This window comes from Streptomyces sp. NPDC044719, assembly GCF_056433405.1.
This window is the reverse complement of the sequence record NZ_JBWKHE010000010.1, coordinates 135434-154624: the sequence shown is the minus strand read 5'-3', so window position 1 is coordinate 154624 and position 19191 is coordinate 135434. Positions and strand designations below refer to the sequence as shown.

General features: G+C 72.4%; 15 protein-coding genes. 6 read left to right on the top strand and 9 right to left on the bottom strand.

Annotated elements, in window-relative coordinates; translation table 11 throughout:
* Positions 1 to 35: 35 nt before the first annotated feature.
* The 3 genes from AC07DF_RS34990 to AC07DF_RS34980 all read left to right on the top strand — a co-directional run bounded on the left by AC07DF_RS34990 (position 36) and on the right by AC07DF_RS34980 (position 3076).
* Positions 36 to 242 (top strand): LysM peptidoglycan-binding domain-containing protein, encoded by a 207-nt coding sequence (locus AC07DF_RS34990; protein WP_478980499.1) that lies wholly within the window; start codon positions 36 to 38, stop codon positions 240 to 242.
* A 1176-nt stretch (positions 243 to 1418) separates the two neighbouring features.
* Complete coding sequence (locus AC07DF_RS34985; RefSeq protein ID WP_478980497.1) at positions 1419 to 1847, top strand: peptidoglycan-binding protein; 429 nt, start codon at positions 1419 to 1421, stop codon at positions 1845 to 1847.
* Positions 1844 to 3076, top strand: coding sequence for a hypothetical protein (locus AC07DF_RS34980; RefSeq protein ID WP_478980495.1), 1233 nt, complete (start codon positions 1844 to 1846; stop codon positions 3074 to 3076). The genes AC07DF_RS34985 and AC07DF_RS34980 overlap by 4 nt, the downstream gene beginning before the upstream one ends.
* A gap of 12 nt (positions 3077 to 3088) precedes the next feature.
* On the opposite strand, the gene AC07DF_RS34975 is transcribed toward AC07DF_RS34980, so the two are convergent.
* Positions 3089 to 4372, bottom strand: a complete 1284-nt coding sequence (locus tag AC07DF_RS34975; protein ID WP_478980493.1) for an MFS transporter — start codon at positions 4370 to 4372, stop codon at positions 3089 to 3091.
* 169 nt (positions 4373 to 4541) lie between these two features.
* Here AC07DF_RS34975 and AC07DF_RS34970 point away from each other — a divergent pair, with 169 nt between their 5' ends.
* Positions 4542 to 6593, top strand: coding sequence for a phosphocholine-specific phospholipase C (locus AC07DF_RS34970; protein WP_478980490.1), 2052 nt, complete (start codon positions 4542 to 4544; stop codon positions 6591 to 6593).
* Here AC07DF_RS34970 and AC07DF_RS34965 read toward each other — a convergent pair.
* Both AC07DF_RS34965 and AC07DF_RS34960 read right to left on the bottom strand, forming a co-directional pair.
* On the bottom strand, positions 6583 to 7536 hold the full coding sequence (locus AC07DF_RS34965) for a DMT family protein (RefSeq protein ID WP_478980488.1): 954 nt from the start codon (positions 7534 to 7536) through the stop codon (positions 6583 to 6585). The genes AC07DF_RS34970 and AC07DF_RS34965 overlap by 11 nt on opposite strands.
* On the bottom strand, positions 7533 to 8357 hold the full coding sequence (locus AC07DF_RS34960) for a phosphatase PAP2 family protein (RefSeq protein ID WP_478980486.1): 825 nt from the start codon (positions 8355 to 8357) through the stop codon (positions 7533 to 7535). Before AC07DF_RS34960 ends, AC07DF_RS34965 begins: the two co-directional genes overlap by 4 nt.
* 164 nt (positions 8358 to 8521) lie before the next feature.
* Between AC07DF_RS34960 and AC07DF_RS34955 the strand changes: the two genes are divergently transcribed.
* Complete coding sequence (locus AC07DF_RS34955) at positions 8522 to 9133, top strand: TetR/AcrR family transcriptional regulator (RefSeq protein ID WP_478980484.1); 612 nt, start codon at positions 8522 to 8524, stop codon at positions 9131 to 9133.
* Between the two features lie 160 nt (positions 9134 to 9293).
* On the opposite strand, the gene AC07DF_RS34950 is transcribed toward AC07DF_RS34955, so the two are convergent.
* Genes AC07DF_RS34950 through AC07DF_RS34940 form a run of 3 tightly spaced genes read right to left on the bottom strand, consistent with a single transcriptional unit; the run spans position 9294 to position 13194 of the window.
* Positions 9294 to 10676 carry a DUF2510 domain-containing protein gene (locus AC07DF_RS34950; RefSeq protein ID WP_478980482.1) on the bottom strand — a complete coding sequence of 461 codons (1383 nt, stop codon included), beginning with the start codon at positions 10674 to 10676 and terminating at the stop codon, positions 9294 to 9296.
* Positions 10677 to 10733: 57 nt separating this feature from the next.
* Positions 10734 to 11888 carry an anhydro-N-acetylmuramic acid kinase gene (locus tag AC07DF_RS34945; protein WP_478980480.1) on the bottom strand — a complete coding sequence of 385 codons (1155 nt, stop codon included), beginning with the start codon at positions 11886 to 11888 and terminating at the stop codon, positions 10734 to 10736.
* A gap of 4 nt (positions 11889 to 11892) precedes the next feature.
* A complete protein-coding gene (locus tag AC07DF_RS34940) occupies positions 11893 to 13194 on the bottom strand; it encodes an MFS transporter (RefSeq protein ID WP_478980478.1) in 1302 nt (433 codons plus the stop codon).
* Positions 13195 to 13374: 180 nt separating this feature from the next.
* On the opposite strand from AC07DF_RS34940, the gene AC07DF_RS34935 reads away from it, so the two are divergent.
* Positions 13375 to 16059 carry an ATP-binding protein gene (locus AC07DF_RS34935; protein ID WP_478980476.1) on the top strand — a complete coding sequence of 895 codons (2685 nt, stop codon included), beginning with the start codon at positions 13375 to 13377 and terminating at the stop codon, positions 16057 to 16059.
* Between the two features lie 119 nt (positions 16060 to 16178).
* Here the strand turns inward: AC07DF_RS34935 and pcaDC are convergent, their stop codons facing one another.
* Genes pcaDC through pcaG form a run of 3 tightly spaced genes read right to left on the bottom strand, consistent with a single transcriptional unit; the run spans position 16179 to position 19191 of the window.
* Positions 16179 to 17300, bottom strand: a complete 1122-nt coding sequence (pcaDC, locus tag AC07DF_RS34930; RefSeq protein WP_478980474.1) for a bifunctional 3-oxoadipate enol-lactonase/4-carboxymuconolactone decarboxylase PcaDC — start codon at positions 17298 to 17300, stop codon at positions 16179 to 16181.
* Entirely contained in the window at positions 17297 to 18589 is a 1293-nt protein-coding gene (gene pcaB / locus AC07DF_RS34925) for a 3-carboxy-cis,cis-muconate cycloisomerase (RefSeq protein ID WP_478980471.1), read from the bottom strand. The genes pcaDC and pcaB overlap by 4 nt, the downstream gene beginning before the upstream one ends.
* Positions 18586 to 19191 carry a protocatechuate 3,4-dioxygenase subunit alpha gene (gene pcaG, locus AC07DF_RS34920; RefSeq protein ID WP_478980469.1) on the bottom strand — a complete coding sequence of 202 codons (606 nt, stop codon included), beginning with the start codon at positions 19189 to 19191 and terminating at the stop codon, positions 18586 to 18588. The genes pcaB and pcaG overlap by 4 nt, the downstream gene beginning before the upstream one ends.

Here is a 19191-nt window from a genome sequence, read left to right as displayed (position 1 = left end):
TTTGCCCTTGCGGGGAATTGTCTTAGGCTGGATGCATGGAAAAGACACGAACGCAGTTCTACGTAGTGAAACGCGGTGACAATCTCACCAAGATCGCGCGGATGCACCACGTGAGTCTGGATCAGATTCTGGAGTGGAACCCGCAGATCGAGAATCCGGACCTCATCCACCCCGGCCAGCGGATTCGCGTGGCCCCGCCCCGGGACGCGGGCGGAGAGGACGGTGAGTACGAGAGCGAGTGATCCAGAGCAGAAAGCTGGCCGGCCCGTACGCGCAGCCGAATGACAGGCCTGCGTAACGGGCCGCCGCTGTTGGCGTTGCGCGCGCGTGCGAAAACGCGGGTTTCCCATCTCGAAGCGCAACTCGAGTACGAAAGCGTCGGTCCCCGCCCGGAAGAGAGCAAGACGCTCATCGAAGGAAGCGGGGCATCTCGAAAGGGCTCGCACCGCCGCCGATAAGAAATCTCCCGGCCGCCATCAACCGTCGGCCTTCCGGCCACGCGTGTTCAGGGATGCCGCGTATTCAGGGATGCCGGTGATGTGGGCGATCGCGGTGAGGGCTGTCAGGGCGCGGTGTTCTGCGGGGCGTAGGTCCAGGGCGCGGGCGAGGGCCAAGGCCTGTCGAGCGCGTCGGCCTCCTGGAGGTGGGCGGCGGCGATGTCGGGGTGGTCCTCCAGGCGCCGTGCAGTGCCCAGGGTGATCAGGCAGTCGGTCTTCTGACTGGGGTCTCTCCCCTCGCGAGCGATGAGTAGAGACTTTTCAGCGCGGCTAAGGGCGAGTTCGAGCCGGCCGAAGTCGCGGTGGACGCGTCGCCGCGGCCTGCCATTGGACCGTATGCCGCCGCCCGTAGAAGTGCAGGCGCAGTTGGTCGGCCAGCTGCCAGGAGATCTCGCGCGGGCCGGGAACGGCGGTGCGGCTGATCACGGCGGTCATGCCGGCGAGTTCGGCCTCCAGCCAGGCCAGGGCCTGGTACCGGTCGGTGCATCGAGTGGATTCTGGGCGCGTGCGGGGAGCTGGACGCTGCCGGTGTGGTCGAAGGCGGTGGCGGTGTCGGCCGTGGTTCACAGGACACTCCGGCGAAGCTGGCCCAGATGCCGGTGAGGAAGAAGTCTCCGTGACTCGGGGTGAGCCGTCCCGTCGGCTCACCCCGAGTCACGGCGGCGGGCGAGCGACCGGCCGGGCGCACCCGTGCAGGTGGCGGCGCGTATCCCCCTGTCCTGACGTCGAGTGCGAGGTGGAAGAACTCGCCGACGGACTGCTGCACCACAGGGTGTCGCCGACGGAGGGCAGGACGACATCGCCCTGGTCGTCGTCCGCCGGTGAGGCGGTTTCGACGAAAGCCGTTTCCGAATCAAAAAGTGAAACTGAAACGGAATTTCTCGACTTTTCCATGGCGGGCGATTCGCTTAGTGTGGACACATGGAAAAGACAGTAGAGTTCTACACAGTGAAACGTGGCGACACGCTCAGTAAGATCGCGCGGATGCATCGCGTGACGCTGGACCAGATTCTGGAGTGGAACCCCCAGATCGCGGATCCGGATGTCATTTACCCCGCACAGCGGATCCGCGTGGCTCCCCCGGAAATGGAGGGTGAGTTCGAACGCTTTCCCGGGGCCGACTTCTTCCAGCCCTCTGTGAGCAGCCCGGTCATCGAGGCCATGGGCTACCGCCTCATCGACGAGGGCTGCGGGGTGTACGCCGACGGGCCCGACTTGCGCTGGAGCGAAGCGGACCGGAAGTCGTACGCGAATTGGCAGTGGAAATGCGGATTCAGAGGCCAGGACGCTGACGGCATACCGGGCAAGAAGTCGTGGAACAAGCTGCGCGTACCCGCCGTCTACGAGTGACCGGAACCGATCCGGGAAGGCCACCGCGGACCGCTTGGCGCGCACGGGCGAAAACCCGGATCGCCTATCTCGAAGCCCAGCTGGAACGCGAACGTGTCAAGCCGTGCTCCGAAGACCGCAAGACGCTCGTCGAGGGAATGCGGGGCCATCTGGAAGAGGCCGGAGCGGCTGCCGACGAGGATTTCGGATGGCGGCGTGTCTGGTCCGGATCGGCCGCGCGTGAGGGCGTCTGGTCGAACATACGCAGCGCGGAGGTGACGCTCCTGCAGCTGGTCTCCGACGAGGAAGCCGCCGGCCGTGCCAGCGAGGTCATGGCCCTGGTCAAGGATCATCTGGAAGCGGACGACCCGCGACGTGTCCGCCTGGGCCGGCGGCTCCGTTCCATCATCTCCGGCGAGCTCTCACCGAGCGACCGTGACCTCATGGTCCGGGCGCTCGACGCCGCGTACAACGCCTTGGACGACGAGCTGGCCCGGGTACGCAGCCTGCGCAACATCCTGTGGACCGCGACGTTCGTCGTCCTGCTCGGTGTGGCGGGCCTCGCCGTCTACGGCTGGTTCTTCCCCCAGTCGCTGAGCCTGTGCTTCACGCCCAAAGTGGAGCCCGGGAACGGGAGCGGGGTCGATGTCGTGTGCCCCACGGCGGAGCATCCCGACGAAAGGGCGGGCACCCCCGCCAGCAGTTTGGCCCAGCCGAAGGACATCCTCACCGTCGAGATCGCCGGGCTCGCCGGCGCCGCACTCACCGTGATCGCCTCACTGCGCCGCATCCGGGGCACCGACTCCCCCTACATGCTGCCCCTGGCGTCGGCGGTGCTGAAGTTCCCCACCGGCGCCCTGTCCGCCTTCCTCGGGCTGCTGCTGATCCGGGGCGCCTTCGTCCCCGGGCTCAGCGACCTCGACAGCAGGGCTCAGGTCCTCGGCTGGGCCGCGGCCTTCGGGGCCGCCCAGCACCTGGTGACCCGACTCGTCGACGACCGCGCCCAGATGACCCTGGCGGAGGTGGGCCGGCCCACCGAGGCCGCGACCGACCCCGAGCGGGCCGCCGTCAAGGAGGTCGCGGTCGAGGGCGAGCCCGCGGCGCCCTCACCGTCCGCCGCCGACCAGTCCGGAAACGGAGAGTACGAAGGGCCTCTCGAGGGCGCGAGGGAGGGCGTGAGGGAGGACGCGCGCGAGGAGGAACGGGCGGGGGAGCGAGCGGGGGAGTCGGGCCGGCGGCCCGGGCCATGACGGGCCGCCGGCTCACCGGCGGAGCGGTGCGTGGGCCGTCTCCGGCAGTCGCAGATACACCAGCGACGACAGCAGGCAGAGCACCGCGACGTACCAGGGGAACAGCCCGGCGTGGCCCATCTCCTTGAACAGCGTGCCCACGTACGGAGCCGTGCCGCCGAAGAGGGCCACCGTCAGCGAGTAGGGGAAGCCGATGCCGGCCGCCCGGACCCGGGGCGGGAAGACCTCCGCGTTCACGGCCGCGCTGATCGAGGTGAAACCGGTCAGCAGCACCATGCCCGCGCACTGCACGAGCAGCAGCACGGCGAACGAGTCGCGCAGGCTGTGCAGCAGCGGCACCGACAGGAGCGCGAAGCCCAGGCCGAAGAAGAGCAGCAGGGGGCGGCGGCCGAAGCGGTCCGAGAGCAGCCCGCCGAGCGGTTGCAGCAGGGCGAAGAATGCCAGTGAGATGGTGCCCGCGAGCAGCGCGTCCGACTTCTCCAGCCCCGCGTTGAGTTCGGCGTACGTCGGCAGGTACGACGTCCACGTGTAGTAGGCGATGGTGCCGCCCGCCGTGATGCCGCAGATCAGGAGCGACTCGCGCGGGTGCCTGCGCAGCGCCTCGAACAGGCCCGGACGCGGTGCCTCTTGCTGCTCGGCGCTGCGGGTCTCCTGCGCGCCCTGCCGGATCCAGAAGCCGACCAGGCTCAGCACGGCTCCGAGCACGAACGGGACCCGCCATCCCCAGCCGTTCATCTGCCCGTCGCTCAGCGTGTCCACCAGCAGTGTCGCGACGCCGGAGGCGACGAGCTGCCCGATGGTCGTCGACACGTACTGGAAGCTGGAGAACAGCCCGCGCCGGCCGGGGCCCGCCGACTCCACCAGGAAGGTCGTGGAGGCCGCGAACTCGCCGCCCACGGACAGGCCCTGCAGCAGCCGGGCGAGGACGAGGACCACCGGAGCCAGCACGCCCACCGAGGCATAGGTCGGGGTGAGTCCGACCAGCAGGCTGCTGCCGCCCATCAGCAGGATGGTGACCGTGAGCGCGGCCCGCCGCCCGTGCCGGTCCGCGACCGCGCCCATCAGCAGCCCGCCGACCGGCCGCATGAAGAAGCCCACCGCGAAGACCGCGAACGTCGACAGCAGCGGCACCAGCGAGTTGTCCGCGCTCTCGGGGAAGACCTGGGCGGCGATATAGGTCGCCAGGAACGTGTAGGCGTACCAGTCGTACCACTCCACGGCGTTGCCCACGGAGGCGGCGAGGAGCTGGCGGACGGGCCGTTTCGTCGGCGGGGAAACCGTCTGCGTCTCTGTCACGCCCCTCACCCTCCCCTGCCGACGCCCGGGCACACCTTCCGTACCGGTGACTTTCACACGAGTGTCACGCGCCCCTTCCTTGGCGTTTGGTGTCCCTGAAACACTCCTTCCGCGCAGATTCCGTCATGTTCCGGCCATCCCGCACCTCAGGATGAGAGGTCTGTCCTACATGTCCGAAGTAAACCGGCGCCGCTTTCTTCAACTCGCGGGTGCCACCACGGCCTTCAGTGCGCTGTCCGCCAGCATCCAGCGCGCCGCCGCGCTTCCGGCGAACCACCGCACCGGGTCGATCGAGGACGTCGAGCACATCGTCGTCCTGATGCAGGAGAACCGTTCCTTCGATCACTACTTCGGGACCCTGAGAGGTGTCCGCGGCTTCGGCGACCCGCGTCCGGTCACGCTCGACAACGGCAAACCGGTCTGGCACCAGGAGAAGGACGGCAAGGAGATCCTGCCGTTCCACCCGGACGCCGACGATCTCGGCATGCAGTTCCTGGAGGGCCTGCCGCACTCCTGGCCCGACGGCCAGCAGGCCTACAGCGGCGGCAAGTACGACCGGTGGGTGCCCGCCAAGGGCACCACGACCATGGCCTACCTGACCCGCGAGGACATCCCCTTCCACTACGCCCTCGCCGACTCCTTCACCGTCTGCGACGCCTACCACTGCTCGTTCATCGGCTCCACCGACCCGAACCGCTACTACATGTGGTCCGGCTACACGGGCAACGACGGCACCGGCGGTGGACCGGTCCTCGACAACGCCGAGCTCGGTTACGGCTGGACGACCTACCCGGAGCGCCTGGAGCAGGCCGGCATCTCCTGGAAGATCTACCAGGACATCGGCGACGGCCTCGACGCCAAGGGCTCCTGGGGCTGGATCGAGGACGCCTACCGCGGCAACTACGGCGACAACTCCCTGCTGTACTTCAACAAGTACCGCGACGCCCAGCCCGGCGACCCCTGGTACGACAAGGCCCGCACCGGTACGAACGCCAAGGCGGGCGAAGGCTACTTCGACCGGCTGAAGGCGGACGTCAAGGCGGGCAAGCTCCCTCAGATCTCCTGGATCGCGGCCCCCGAGGCCTTCTCCGAGCACTCCAACTGGCCCTCGAACTACGGCGCCTGGTACATCGCCCAGGTCCTGGACGCGCTCACCTCCAACCCGGAGGTCTGGTCGAAGACCGCCCTGTTCATCACGTACGACGAGAACGACGGGTTCTTCGACCACGTGGTGCCGCCGCTGCCCCCGAAGGACGCCTCCCGGGGCCTGTCCACCGTCGACGTCTCCCTCGACCTCTTCCCGGGCGACAGCAAGAAGACCGCCGGCCCCTACGGCCTCGGCCCCCGGGTCCCGATGCTGGTCGTCTCGCCGTGGAGCAAGGGCGGCTACGTCTGCTCCGAGACCCTCGACCACACCTCGATCCTGCGGTTCATGGAACGCCGCTTCGGGGTGCGCGAGCCCAATATCTCGCCCTGGCGCCGGGCCATCTGCGGTGATCTGACGGCCGCGTTCGACTTCTCCCGCAAGGACGCGCGGCCGGTCCCGCTGCCCGGGACCGACGAGTACGAGCCGCAGGACCGCGAACGCCACCCCGACTACAAGCCGGCCCCGCCCGCCGACCCGCGCATGCCCCGGCAGGAACGCGGTCTGCGCCGTACCCGGCCGCTGAAGTACGCCCCGCACGTTGACGCCTCGGTCGACGCCGCCGCCGGGAAGCTCACCCTTGCCTTCGCCTCCGGGCCGAAGGCCGGCGCCGCCTTCCACATCACGTCCGGCAACCGCGCAGACGGCCCCTGGATGTACACCACCGGGGCCGGCAAGACGCTCTCGGACACCTGGAACTCCGCGTACTCCGGTGGCTCGTACGACCTGACCGTGCACGGCCCGAACGGCTTCGTGCGGGTCTTCAAGGGGTCGAACAAGACGGCCGGCTGCGAGGTCACCGCACGCCACACCGGTGACGACGTCGAACTGACCTTCACCAACAGGGGCTCAGGCACGGCACGGCTGAAGCTCTCCGACGGCTACGGCGGCCGGCCCTCGACGGTCACCGTCCGCCCGGGCGCGAAGGTACGGCGGACCGTCGACCTCGACCGCAGCCGCCGCTGGTACGACCTGACCGTCACCGACGAGGGCGACGCGGCGTTCGTGCGGCGGTTCGCGGGACACGTCGAGAACGGCCGGCCGGGTGTGAGCGACCCGGCGATCATCACCGGGTAGCCGGGGTGAGGTGCCCCGGATCGTGCGTCCGGGGCACCAACGCCGGTTCGGCCGTGGCCGAGCCGGGTTCCAGGGCCAGTACGGCGGCCACCGGATGGTCGTCGTCCACCGGGCGGTTCTCCTCCACCGGTGCCGCCCTGCTGAGCAGCACCACGCCCCAGGACGCCAGGCCGGCCCCGGCGAGCGCGAGCAGTACGCCGGCCGGGCCGCCCTGGAGGCGTTCGCCCAGCAGCGACAGCCCGATCACCGCGGCGGCCAGCGGGTTGGCCAGGGTCACCATCGCGAGCGGGGCGCCCAGACCGCCCCGGTACGCCACTTGTGACAGCAGCAGCCCGCCGGCCGCGAAGGCCGCCACGAGCAGCGCCACCCCGACCACCTGGACGCTCAGCAGCGGACCAGACCGGTCCGTCGCGGCCACCGTCACCGTCTGGGTGAGGGCCGAGGCGACTCCCGACGTGATGCCGGAAGCGGTCGCGTGCCGCAGCCCGGGGCGGGTGCCCGGCCGGGACAGCACACCGATGAGGGCAGCGGTGGCACCGGCCACCGTCAGTGCCTCGGGAACGCTCAGCACATCGTCGGGCGCCGGGCCGGACGCCGTGACCAGGATCGCGCCCAGGCCGAGCAGCGTCAGCGCGGTGCCCTTCCATTCGACCGTGCTCACCCGCCGTCCCGCGAGCCGCGCCCCCATGGGCACCGCCGCGACCAGGGTGAGCGCACCCAGCGGCTGGATCACCGTCAACGGCCCGTACCTCAGGGCCACGACGTGCAGCAGCGCGGCCGACGCGTTGAGTCCGACCGACGACCACCAGGCGCCGCTGCCGAGCAGCCGCAGCACGCCCGCGCCGGGGGAGCGGGAGGCGAGCCGCTCCTGGGCGACGGCCGCTGCCGCGTAGGCGACGGCGGAGACGAGGGACAGGGCGACGGCCACGACGACGGCGTTCATCGGCCGGCTCCCGCGAGTGCCCGCTCGTCCCGCTGAGCCGGTAGGAGGCTGTCCCGCGCGCGGCCCGCCGTGGTCGCCGTGCGGTGCGGCAAGGAGATCACCGCCAGCGCGAGACCGAGCAGGGCCGCCGCCACGATCGCGTCCAGCCAGTAGTGGTTCGCGGTGCCGACGATCACCAGCAGCGTCAGCAGCGGGTGTGCCAGCCAGAGCCAGCGCCACCGCGTGCGGGTCGCGACGATCAGGCCGACGGCCACCATCAGAGCCCATCCGAAGTGCAGCGACGGCATCGCCGCGAACTGGTTCGACAGGGAGTCGGTCGCGGGATCGCCGTAGACCGACGGCCCGTACACGCGCGCCGTGTCCACCAGCCCGGTCGCGGCCAGCATCCGGGGCGGGGCGAGCGGGAAAAGCAGGTGCAGCGCCAGCGCGGCGGCGGTGACGGCGGCCAGGACCCGGCGGGCCCACACATAGTGGGCCGGGCGGCGCAGATAGAGCCAGACCAGGAAGGCGACGGTGGCCGGGAAGTGGACGGCCGCGTAGTAGGTGTTCGCGACATGCGCCAGACCGTCGCCGTGCAGCAGCAGGGACTGCACCGCGCCCTCGCCGGGCAGATGGACCGCTCGCTCGAAGTCCCACACGCGCTGAGCGTTGTGGAAGGCCTCGCCGGTGTGGCCCGTGGCCAGCTGCCGGCCGAACTTGTAGACGAGGAAGAGCCCCACGACGAGCAGGAGCTCCCGGACGAGCGGCGGTCGGGCTATGACGTGCGGTGGTGGCGCTGTCGCGTCGGACCCCGCCGGCGCAGGCTCGGTGCGGGCATTCATCCCCCGGCCCCTTCGGTGACGGTGGTGCTGTTATCGGTACGAGTGCGTACCGATACGCCAGTGTACCGATACGGTCGCGTTCCGGTACACTGGCGTATCGATAGATCTAGAACACACTGCCGGCCGGAATTTTTCGGCCGCCCGAGGGAAGCCAGGAGCAGGGCATGACGCCGCAGGCTGCGGACGACCGACCCGAGCCGGTCGGTGCCACACGCCGCTCCAAGATCACGCCGGAGCGTGAGCAGGAGTTCTTCGACGCCGTGCTGGAGCAGCTCCGCGAGTGCGGCTACGACTCCGTCACCATGGAGGGGATCGCCGCCAGCACCCGCTGCAGCAAGTCCACGCTCTACCGTCAGTGGAAGACCAAGCCCCAGTTCGTCGCGGCGGCGCTGCGCTCCCACCGGCGGACGCGCTGCATCGACACCGGCTCGCTCGCGGACGACCTGCGTGAGGCCGCCCGGGCGGCGGGGGAGCTGTCGGGCCGGGACACCCAGCTCCTCCAGGCGCTCGCCCACGCGGCCCCCCAGGACCCGGAGCTGCAGCGCGCGTTGCGCGAGGCGCTGATCGAACCGGAGATCGCCGCGCTGAAGGAGATCATCCGGCGTGGGGTCGAGAGGGGAGAGGTGCCCGCCGACCATCCGGCGCTGGAGTACGTCCCCGCGCAGATGTTCGGCGTTCTGCGGGTGCGGCCCGTCCTGGAGGGCGAGTGGGCCGATCCGGACTATCTGGTCCGGTTCGTGGAGGCCGCCGTGCTGCCGGCTCTGGGCCTGAGATGAGACCCGGGCCGCCGTCCGTCGGATGACCGGACGGTGACCCGACCGCGCCGACCCGTGGGGACGGGGGCGGCGCGCACCCCCCGGCCGGGTGGGGTGCCCCTGTGAGCGGCGGGGGCGCCCCACCCGGCCGACCGGTTCCGGGCGCGGCGGTCGTTCCCTGTCAGACGTCCTGGCCGTTGCCGCTGCCGGTGGACACCTTGATGCCCTGGGTGATCTCGTCCAGGACGGACTCCTTCTGGTCGGCGTCCACGCCGAACCGGACGACCACCATCTGCTTCGCGTTCGCGGGGGAGGGAAACGCGAGCGACTCGACGATGCCGTCGGCGCCCTTGCTGGTGACGGCCTTCCAGCGGACCAGGTAGCCCTTCTGCCCGGCCACGGTCACCGCCTTGGCGGCCAGTACGTCGTGCGAGGTGATCCCGCCGTAGGGCTTGCCGCCGTAGGACTCCTCGGCGTTGGCGGAGATGTCGGCCTTGGCGACCTCCTCGGCGGTGCTGCCCTTGCTTCCGAGGGCCAGGGCCGGTGCGGAGTACGCTCCACCCTTCGTGCAGGTCGAGGACGTGTCGCCGGGGCACTTGTAGGAGTCGTCGGACGTGACCTGCGCGCCGACCGTGATCTCCTGGCCGTACCAGCCCTTCGGGATCGGCATGCTGATCCCGCTGACCGCGTCGGTCACCGACCCGCTCCTGATCTTCGGCGGCTCGGACCGCTCGGGAGACGGGCTCTGCCCACCGGAACCTCCGGAACCTCCGGAGCCGCCATCGCCTCCGGATCCACCCGACCCGCCCGGCCCGCCGAACGGCCCGCCCTGGCCGCCGGGTGCGCCCGGGCCGCCCGGCCCCTGCGAGGTGGCCGAACCGCCGCCCGAGCCGCCGCTGTCGGTCAGCGCGTACACCCCGACCCCGATGCTCGCGAGCACAACGACGGCCGCCGTGACGGCGATCCCGACCCGCAGCCGGCTTCCCTTGGCGGTGGGAGGTGCGGCGGGGTAGGAGGGGTAGGCGCCGACGCCCGGGTATCCGGGGGAGTTGGGGTACTGGGGCGAGCCCGGGGGGTGCTGCCCGGGGGTGCTCGGATATCCGGCGGTGCCGGGGTGTGCGGTGGTGTCCGGGTGCCCGGGGGTGCCTGGGTGCCCGGCGGCTCCGGGGTGCCCAGCGGCGCCCGGGGGTACGGGGGCGCTCGGATGTCCGGCGGCGCTGCCGTGCCCGGCCGTGGTCGGATCCTCCGGAGGGGCTGAATCCCCCGCAGAGGCCGAGCCTGCCGCAGGGGCCGGGCTGCCCGCTGTGCCCGAGTCCCCTGCGGGTGCCGAGCCCTCGGCGGCGGCCGGATCCCCCGAAGCGGAGCCTGTGGCAGGGGCCGGGCCCTTCGCCGCGCCCGAGTCCCCCGCAGAAGCCGAACCCTCCTCAGCCGCCGGATGCGTCCGCGGCTGGGCCGGACGGATGCGGGCCGTCCAGGCCTTGCCGTCCCACCAGCGCTCGGTGGCGGGCCCGTCACTCTTCTGTCCGGGGTCCGGGTACCACCCGGAAGGAGTCTCCTGCGTCATGCCCCCACCGTATGAGGCGTCGGTGAAAGAGGCATGAGAGGAGTCGACCAGGACCGGTCATTCCAGGATCAAGCGGGACGGAAACGTGCGGGCGGGCGGTGGCAGCCGCAACCCGTCCCGGCCCGGGGTCACCGATCCCAGCACGCTCGGATGCCGGGCACCGGTGCTCGTGGGTGAGCTGCCGGGCAGGCCGTGCAGGGTCAGGAACCCCAGGACGGCGAAGGCGTAGGCCTCCTTCGCCCCGGACGGCAGGCCCAGTTCGTCCGACGCGCGCACCGCCACCCCGGGCAGCAGCTCCCCGAGCATCCTCATCAGCACGGGGTTGCGCGTCCCGCCGCCGGAGGCGATCACCTCCGTCGCGCCCACCGACCGCACCGCGTCCGCCACGGTCCGCGCCGTGAGCCTCGTCAGCGTGGCGACGACGTCCTCGGCGGGCAGCGTCCCGAACCCGGCCAGCGCGTCCCGCAGATGACCGAGATGGAACAGCTCCTTGCCCGTCGTCTTGGGGGCGGGCAGCGCGTAGTACGGCTCCTGGAGCAGCCGGTCCAGCAGCGGCCCGTGCACCCGGCCCCGGGCGGCCAGGGCCCCGTCCGTGTCGTAGGACAGGGCCCCGCCGCTGAACCCCCGCGCCGCCGCGTCGATCAGCGCGCAGCCCGGGCCGGTGTCGAAGGCGGTCCCGTCGGGTGCGGTGAGGTTGGCGATACCACCGACGTTGAGTGCGACGGGCCGGCCCGGCCGGCCGCGCAGCCACAGCTGGTCGACCAGGCTGACCAGCGGCGCCCCCTGCCCGCCGGCGGCGATGTCACGCGGCCGGAAGTCGGCGACGACCGGCAGCCCGGTCGCCTCGGCGATCCAGGCCGGCTGTCCGAGCTGAAGCGTGCCGTGGACCTCTCCCTCGGCGACCCAGTGGTAGACGGTCTGCCCGTGCGAGGCCACCGACTCGGCCCGCCCGTCGCAGAGTTCGCGGCCGGCCCGGAGCGCGGCCGCCGCGAAGGCCTGCCCGATCCGGGTGTCCAGCCGGCACACCTCGCCCAGTGTGGTGGTCCCCGGCGGCAGGGCGGCCGACAGGGTCTCGCGCAGTTCGCCGTCGTACGCCTCGCTCACCATGCCGAGCGGCTTCAGCACCAGGCTGTCGCCGACGAGGTCCAGCTCGGCCGCCGCCGCGTCGATCGCGTCGTACGACGTGCCGGACATCAGACCGATCACCCGCATCGCCTCAACCCGTCCTCTCCGCTGCCGCTTCCGCCCCGCGCACCCTCCGCGAGGGCAGCGTGAGCAGGGCCGGTACGCTCACCGCGCACGCCGCCGCCGCGTAGTACGCGGGGATGTCCACGCTCCCCGTCCGCTCGATCGTCTCCGTGATGATGAGCCCGGCGCACCCCGAGAACACCGCATTGGACAGCGCGTAGGCGAGTCCCAGGCCCGTATATCGCACCCGTGCCGGGAACATCTCCGACAGCATCGCCGGGCCCGGCCCCGCCATCAGCCCCACCACGGCACCCGCGCCGCACACCGCCACACCCTTCACGGTGTTCGAAACGCCGGGCTCCTGCAGAAGGTTGAGCAAGGGCACCGAGAGGACCACGACCAGCACGGCGCCCGTCAGCATCACCGCCCTCCGTCCGAGCAGGTCACTGAGCAGCCCCGCGGGCACGATCGTCACCGCGAAGCCCAGATTGGCCAGCACGGTGGCGACCAGCGCCTGCTGGAAGCTCGCACCCAGCGAACTCTGCAGATACGACGGCAGCACCACGAGGAACGTGTATCCGGCCGCGGCCCAGCCCATGATCCGCCCCGCGCCCAGCGCGATCGCCCTCGCGACCTCGCGCGGAGGGGGCGTCTCCCGCGACCGCTCCGCCACGAACTCCGGCGTCTCGTCCAGCCGCAGCCTCAGCCACAACGCCCCGAGCCCCAGCGGCAGCGTCAGCAGGAACGGCAGCCGCCAGCCCCACGCGCCGAGCTGCTCCTCGGTCAGCACGGTGGCCAGCAGCGCCGCCGCGCCCGCACCGCCCAGCAGCCCCAGTGCCACCGTGAACGACTGCCACGACCCGTACAGGCCCCGCCGGCCCGGCGGAGCGAACTCCGTCATCACCGACACCGCCCCGCCGAACTCCCCGCCGGCCGACAGCCCTTGGAGGACCCGCAGGAGGGTGAGCAGCCAGGGCGCCAGAGCGCCCGCCTGGGCGTACGTCGGCAGCACGCCGATGAGCGTCGTCGCCACCGTCATCAGCGTGATCACCAGGATCAGCACCGGGCGACGGCCGACCCGGTCCCCGAGACGGCCGAAAAGCGCCGCCCCGACCGGTCGGAAGAAGAACGCGAGCGCGAACGACGCGTACGTCTTCACCAGAGCCTCGATCTCGCTGCCGCCCTCCGGCGTGAAGAACCGCGCCGCGATGATCGTCGCGAAGTAGCCGTAGACGCCGAACTCGTACCACTCGATGAGATTGCCCACCGACCCCGCGACCAGCGCCCGCCGGCCGCGCCGTGTGTCCCGTCCCTGGTGAATGAACGTCACCTCCCGTACCGTTGTGCCTTGTTGACTCGAAGGCGGCTGGTGACGGGCCGGTTGTGCCGTCCGATCGCCGTCGGTGTCACCCGTCACGGCAACTGGTGCCCGGACCGCCCTCCGCTCAGGCAATCGGACGGCTACGCTCGACGTCTGTACGTCGTTCGGGCGACTTGGGGAGGTAGCGGGATGACGGAGGTACGGCCCACGGCCGGCGCCTCGGCTTCCCTTTGGGAGCGCGACGAGGAAGTCGCCGCCGTCGCGCGGGCGGTCGAGGGCCTGTGCGCGGACCGCTCCTCGTCCGGCGGACTGCTGGTCTTCCGCGGCGAGGCCGGACTCGGCAAGACCACGCTGCTGGCCGAAACCCGCCGCATCGCCGAAGCCCGCGGCTGCACGGTCTGGTCGGCACGCGGCGGCGAGACCCTGAGGTCGGTCCCCTTCAACGTGGTACGGCAGTTGCTGCAGCCGGCACTGGTGTCGATGCTCCCGGAGGAGGCCCGCGAGTACCTCGGCGACTGGTACGACATCGCCGGCCCCGCCCTCGGCATAGCGGAACCCGGCGACCGGCAGGCCGACCCGCAGGGCGTGTGCGACGGACTGGTCGCCGCCGTGCGCCGGCTCGCCCGCCGGGACTGGCCGCTGGTGCTGCTGATCGACGACGCCCACTGGGCCGACCAGGAGACCCTGCACTGGCTGGCCGGGCTCGCCGAGCGCCTCGACGAGATGTCCGTGCTGGTCGTGGTCACCCGCCGCCCCGGCGAGGTCTCCGGCACCAGCGCCCGCCACCTCGACACCGTCGCCGCCGCCGCGGACGGCCCCGTCGCGACGCTGAGCGCGCTCACCCCGGACGCGACGGCCGGACTCACCCGCGCCACCCTCGGCCCGCACGCCGACGCAGCGTTCTGCCGCGAGGTCTGGGCCGTCACCGCGGGCAACCCCTACGAGACCGTCGAACTCCTCGCCAAGGTCCAGGACAGCGAGGTCGAACCCGTCGAGGCCCGGGCCGGGGAGCTGCGCGAACTGAACCGCTCGGCCCGGGGCGGCGGCCTCGTCGCCCGCCTGGAGGAACTCGGCATCGACGCGACTCGGTTCGCCTGGGCCGCCGCCATCCTCGGCACCGGCATCACCACCGGCCTGGTCGCCAAACTCGCCACCCTGGGGCCCGACGACGCCCGCCGCTGCGCCGAACTGCTGCGCACCGCCCGCATCCTCACCACACCCGACCCCGCGACCGGCCGCGGCGCCGACGGCGACCTGGAGTTCGTCCACCCGCTGATCGCCACCGCCGTCTACAACTCCATACCCGACGCCCTGTGCACCGCCATGCACGGCATCGCCGCCCGGATCGTCACCGACGAGGGGCGCGGCGCCGCCGCGGCCGCCCGCCACCTCCTCGAAGTCCACCCGGACGACGACGAGGAACTCGTCGGGCAGCTGCGCGAGGCCGCCCGCGAGCACCTCGCCGTCGGCGCCCCCGACGCCGCCCGCCGCTGCCTGGAGCGCGCCCTGAGGGAACCACCCCGGCCTCAGTCGCACCCGCACGTGCTGTACGAACTGGCCGAGGCCACCTTCCTGACCGCGCCCGCCCGCACCATCGGCCATCTGCGGACCGCGCTCGGCATGCCCGGCCTCGGCGGGGACAAGCGGGTCGACGCCGTCTTCCGCCTCTCCCAGGCGCTGCTCCACAACGACCAGCTGGAGGAAGCGGTCCGCACGGTCGAGGCGGAGGCCGCCCGGCTCCGGCCCGGGCCCGCCCGGATGCGGCTCCAGGCCGTGCAGTTCATGTGGGAGGGCATACACGCCGGCGAGGCCGGCTCACCCGACCGCTCCCGGCGGCTCGCCGATCTCGCCGCCACCTGCACCGGCCGGGACAACTCCGAACGCGCGCTGCTCATGCTGCGCGGCTTCGACGCCCTCATGCACGGCGAGAACGCGGAGGAGGTCGCCGAACTGTGCGACCGTGCCCTCGTCAACGGCCGCCTGGCCCCCGGGCTCGGCTGGACCGACACCGAGTGGGGCATCGAACTGCTGCTGATGCTGGCCAACGCGTACGCCTTCACCGACCGCCTCGACCGCGCCGAGACCCTCTACAACGAGGCCCTGCGCGCCTACGAGACGGCCGGCTGGAGCGGCGGCCACCTCGCTCTCGCGCACGCCTACGTCGGGCTCGGCCACCGCAGGCGGGGCCGGCTGAAGGAGGCGGAGTCGTCCCTGCGCGAGTCGCTGCGCCTCGCCGAGCGCGTCGGCCGCGGCCTGCCGCTGTACTGGTCCGCGACCTGCAACCTCGTCGACACGCTGCTCGCCCGCGGCCATGTCCAGGAGGCGTGGGAGGTCGCCGAACGGTACGGCTTCGCCCCGCCCTACCCCTCCACCATCGTCCTGCCGGACCCGCGCTCGGTGCGCGGCCGGCTGCTGCTGGCCGTCGGCCGCACCAAGGACGGCATCAACGAACTGGAGGCCGCCGAGAAGGCCGCGGCGGCACGCGGCCACCACAACCCCGTACTCGTCCCCTGGGCCACCGACCTCGCCCGGGCCCTCAGCACCGAGGACCCGGCCCGTGCCGCCCGGCTCGCCGTCGACGTCCGCCGGCAGGCAGAGCGCTTCGGCACGGACACCGCCATCGGCGAGGCCCTGCGCTGCGCCGCCGCCCTGGAGACCGGGCAGCGCGCGGTCCGGCTCGCCGCCCAGGCCGTCACCTACCTGGAGGCGTCGCCCTGCCAGTACGAGCACGCGGCGGCCCGCATCGAGTACGGCATCCTGGCCCGCTCGGTGAGCGAGCTCGAGCGCGGCCTGGACCTGGCCGTCTCGTGCGGTGCCGACGGACTGGCGGAGCGGGCCCGGGCCGTGCTCAAGGCCGGCGTCGGACCGGCGTAGCTCAGACGCGGAGCGGCTGGTCGGTCACCGCCGCGAGCCGACCGCGCACCGCGGGGTCGGACGCCGCAGCGTGCGCCCACAGGGCTCGGGTGCGCCGTCGCGGCCCACGACCAGCGGGATCACCCTCCGGTGGGGTCCTCCTCGGCCAGTACCCGCTGGGCCGTCGCGAACGCCGAGTTCGCCGCCGGCACCCCGCAGTACACGGCCGTCTGCAGCAGCACGGCGCCGATCTCGTCGGGCGTGAGTCCGTTGCGGCGGGCCGCCCGGACGTGCATGGCCAGTTCGTCGTAGTGGCCGTGCGCGACCAGCGCGGTCAGGGTGATCATGCTGCGCTCGCGGCGCGACAGCGTCGGGTCGGTCCAGATCTCGCCCCAGGCGTAGCGCGAGATGAAGTCCTGGAAGCGCGCGGTGAAGGGCGTCTGCCGGGCCTGCGCCCGGTCGACGTGCGGGTCGCCGAGCACCTCGCGCCGCACCTCCATCCCGCGTCCGGCGGACTCGCCGAAGTGGGCCCGCAGCGCGGTCAGCACGGCTTCCGGGCACTGTGCGGGGGCCAGATGCGAGGCGCCCGGGAGCTCGACGAGCGTCGAGCCCGGCACCGCGTCGGCGATCTCCCGCAGATGCGCGGGCGGTGTCGCCGGATCCTCGCGGCCGGCGACCAGCAGCGTCGGCACGGCGATCTCGGGCAGCCGGTCCCGCAGATCGAACGCGGCGAGCGCGTCACAGCATGCGGCGTACGCGCCCGGGTCGGCGTCCCGATGGTCCCGCACCAGCTCGGGCACGGTGAACCCGGACGTGAACCAGCGCGCGTCCGCGCCCTCCGCGAGCCCGGCGAGCCCCTCCCGCCGCACCAGCGCGGCCCGTTCCTCCCACGGCCCGGGACCGTTGAAGTGCGCCGACGAGCAGATCATGGCGAGCGACGACAGCCGCTCCGGACGGTGCGCCGCGAGATGCAGGCCCACGGCCCCGCCCAGCGACACGCCCGCGTACGCGAACCGTTCGATGCCGAGCGAGTCGGCGAGTGCCAGCACCAGGCCGGCGAGGTCACCGACCGTCGCGCCGGCCTCGATGAGCCCGGCCGCCGAACCGCCGTGCCCCGGCAGATCCCAGCGGACCACCCGGTGGGTGATCGACAACTCGGGCGCCACCTTGTCCCACAGGGCGTACGACGTGCCGAGGGAGGGGCCGAGCAGCAGCGGGGGAGCGGAGGCGGGGCCTTCGCTGCGGTGGTTCAGGAGTGTCAACGTCGCTCCAGAGCACGGTCGGTGAGGGCTCCGGCGGAGCCGGTGTAGTGGGTGGGGTCGAGGTCGACGCCCGCCAGCTCCGGTGCCTCGGCGAGCGGGCGTCCCCCGGCGGCCAGCCGGGTGAGGAGTTCCTTGGCGCGGGCGCGGCCCAGCACCGGGGCCAGTTCGGCGGACAGCCGCTCGGAGACGATCAACCCGCCGGTCAGGTCCAGGTGTTCGCGCATCACCTCGGGCCTGACCCGTAGTCCCTCGGCCAGCTCCACGGCGTCCCTGGCGGCCCCGCCGGCCAGCCGCAGCAGGTCCCTGAGCGGCTCCCACTCGGCGTGCCAGGACCCGGCCGGCCGCTCGTCCTCCGCCGCCAGCGAGCCGTACAGCGTGGCCGCGAGCTGCGGTGCCCGTCGCGCGGCGGACGCGATGAGGGTGGACCGTACGGGGTTGGACTTGTGCGGCATGGCGGACGAGCCCCCGCCGCTGCCCTCCGCGACCTCGGCGATCTCGGTGCGCGACAGGGTGAGGACGTCCACGGCGATCTTCCCGAGCGCGCCCGCCGTGAAGGCGAGGCATCCGGCGAGGTCGGCGACCGGCGTCCGCAGGGTGTGCCAGGGCAGATCGGGTGCCCTGAGGCCGAGTTCACGGGCGTACGCCGCCGGCAGCCCGGTCGGATCGCTCGCGCCGTACGCCCCGAACGCGGCCAACGTGCCCGCCGCGCCGCCGAGTTGGGCGGGCAACGAGTCCCGTACGGCCGTCGTCCGGTCCCGTGCGTCGAGGACCAGCGCCCGCCATCCGGCCGCCTTCAGCCCGAACGTCGTGGGTACGGCGTGCTGGGTGAGCGTCCGCCCCGGCATCGCGGTGTCCCGGTGCTCGGCGGCCAGCCGGGCGAGGGCCCGCTCGGTGCGTCCGAGGTCGGCGAGCAGCAGGTCCAGGGTCCGCGCGGCGACCAGCATCGTGGCCGTGTCCATGATGTCCTGGCTGGTCGCGCCCCGGTGGACGTAGGGGCCGTGCTCCTCGCCGACGGCCTTCGTCAGCTCCGCGACCAGCGCAATGACGGGGTTGCCGCCCGCGCGGGCCCGCGCGGCGAGGGACGGTACGTCGAAGGCGCCCGCGGCCGCCTCGGTCACCGCCGTCGCGGCCTCGGCGGGGGCGAGTCCCAGCGCCGCCTGGGCCCGGGTCAGCGCCGCCTCCGCCTCGAGCAGCGCCCGCAGATACGCGTGGTCGCTCGTGGCGGACGCGGCCGCCGAGTCGGCCCACCCGGGGGCGAGCAGGCCGGTGTCGCCGTGCGCAGCTGTCACTGGAACTCCAGGAAGACCGTCTCGCCTTCGCCCTGAAGGCGGATGTCGAAACGGTACGTGCCGCGCGCCTCCTCCACGGCGATCAGCGTGTCGCGGCGCCCGTCCTCCAGCCGGGACAGCAGCGGGTCGGCGGCGAGCGCCGCCACGTCGCCGGGCAGGTAGAGCCGGGTGTACAGATGCAGGAGGAGCCCGCGCGCGAAGACGCACACGCTGAGGTACGGGGCGTTCCGTCCGCGCGCACCGGGCCGCAGCGTGCGCGCGTACCAGTGGCCGTTCGCGTCGGTCTGGACGCGTCCCCAGCCCGTGAACTCCACGCCGTTGCGCCCCAGGAAGCCGCCCGAGGCCGGGTCGCGGCGCATCGAACCGTCGGCCGTCGCCAGGTTGCCCTGCGGGTCCGGGCCCCACAGTTCGATCAGGGCGTCGGGCAGCGGCTTGCCCTCGCCGTCGGTGACGTAGCCGTGCACGGTGACCGTGTCCGGATGTCCTGCGGGCGCGATGTCCTCACCGCCGCGGAACGGCAGGGCGTGGCCGTAGAACGGGCCGACGGTGTGCGAGGGGGTGGGCAGCACGCTCTCGGGCCTGCTGGTGTCGATCTTCGTCAT

Excerpts from the sequence above, each read along its gene's own strand:
- AC07DF_RS34990 (WP_478980499.1), top strand. The coding sequence starts at position 36 with ATGGAAAAGACACGAACGCAGTTCTACGTAGTGAAACGCGGTGACAAT.
- AC07DF_RS34985 (WP_478980497.1), top strand. The coding sequence starts at position 1,419 with ATGGAAAAGACAGTAGAGTTCTACACAGTGAAACGTGGCGACACGCTC.
- AC07DF_RS34970 (WP_478980490.1), top strand. The coding sequence starts at position 4,542 with ATGTCCGAAGTAAACCGGCGCCGCTTTCTTCAACTCGCGGGTGCCACC.
- AC07DF_RS34965 (WP_478980488.1), bottom strand. The coding sequence starts at position 7,536 with ATGAACGCCGTCGTCGTGGCCGTCGCCCTGTCCCTCGTCTCCGCCGTC.
- AC07DF_RS34960 (WP_478980486.1), bottom strand. The coding sequence starts at position 8,357 with ATGAATGCCCGCACCGAGCCTGCGCCGGCGGGGTCCGACGCGACAGCG.
- AC07DF_RS34955 (WP_478980484.1), top strand. The coding sequence starts at position 8,522 with ATGACGCCGCAGGCTGCGGACGACCGACCCGAGCCGGTCGGTGCCACA.
- AC07DF_RS34950 (WP_478980482.1), bottom strand. The coding sequence starts at position 10,676 with ATGACGCAGGAGACTCCTTCCGGGTGGTACCCGGACCCCGGACAGAAG.
- AC07DF_RS34945 (WP_478980480.1), bottom strand. The coding sequence starts at position 11,888 with ATGCGGGTGATCGGTCTGATGTCCGGCACGTCGTACGACGCGATCGAC.
- AC07DF_RS34935 (WP_478980476.1), top strand. The coding sequence starts at position 13,375 with ATGACGGAGGTACGGCCCACGGCCGGCGCCTCGGCTTCCCTTTGGGAG.
- pcaG (WP_478980469.1), bottom strand. The coding sequence starts at position 19,191 with ATGACGAAGATCGACACCAGCAGGCCCGAGAGCGTGCTGCCCACCCCC.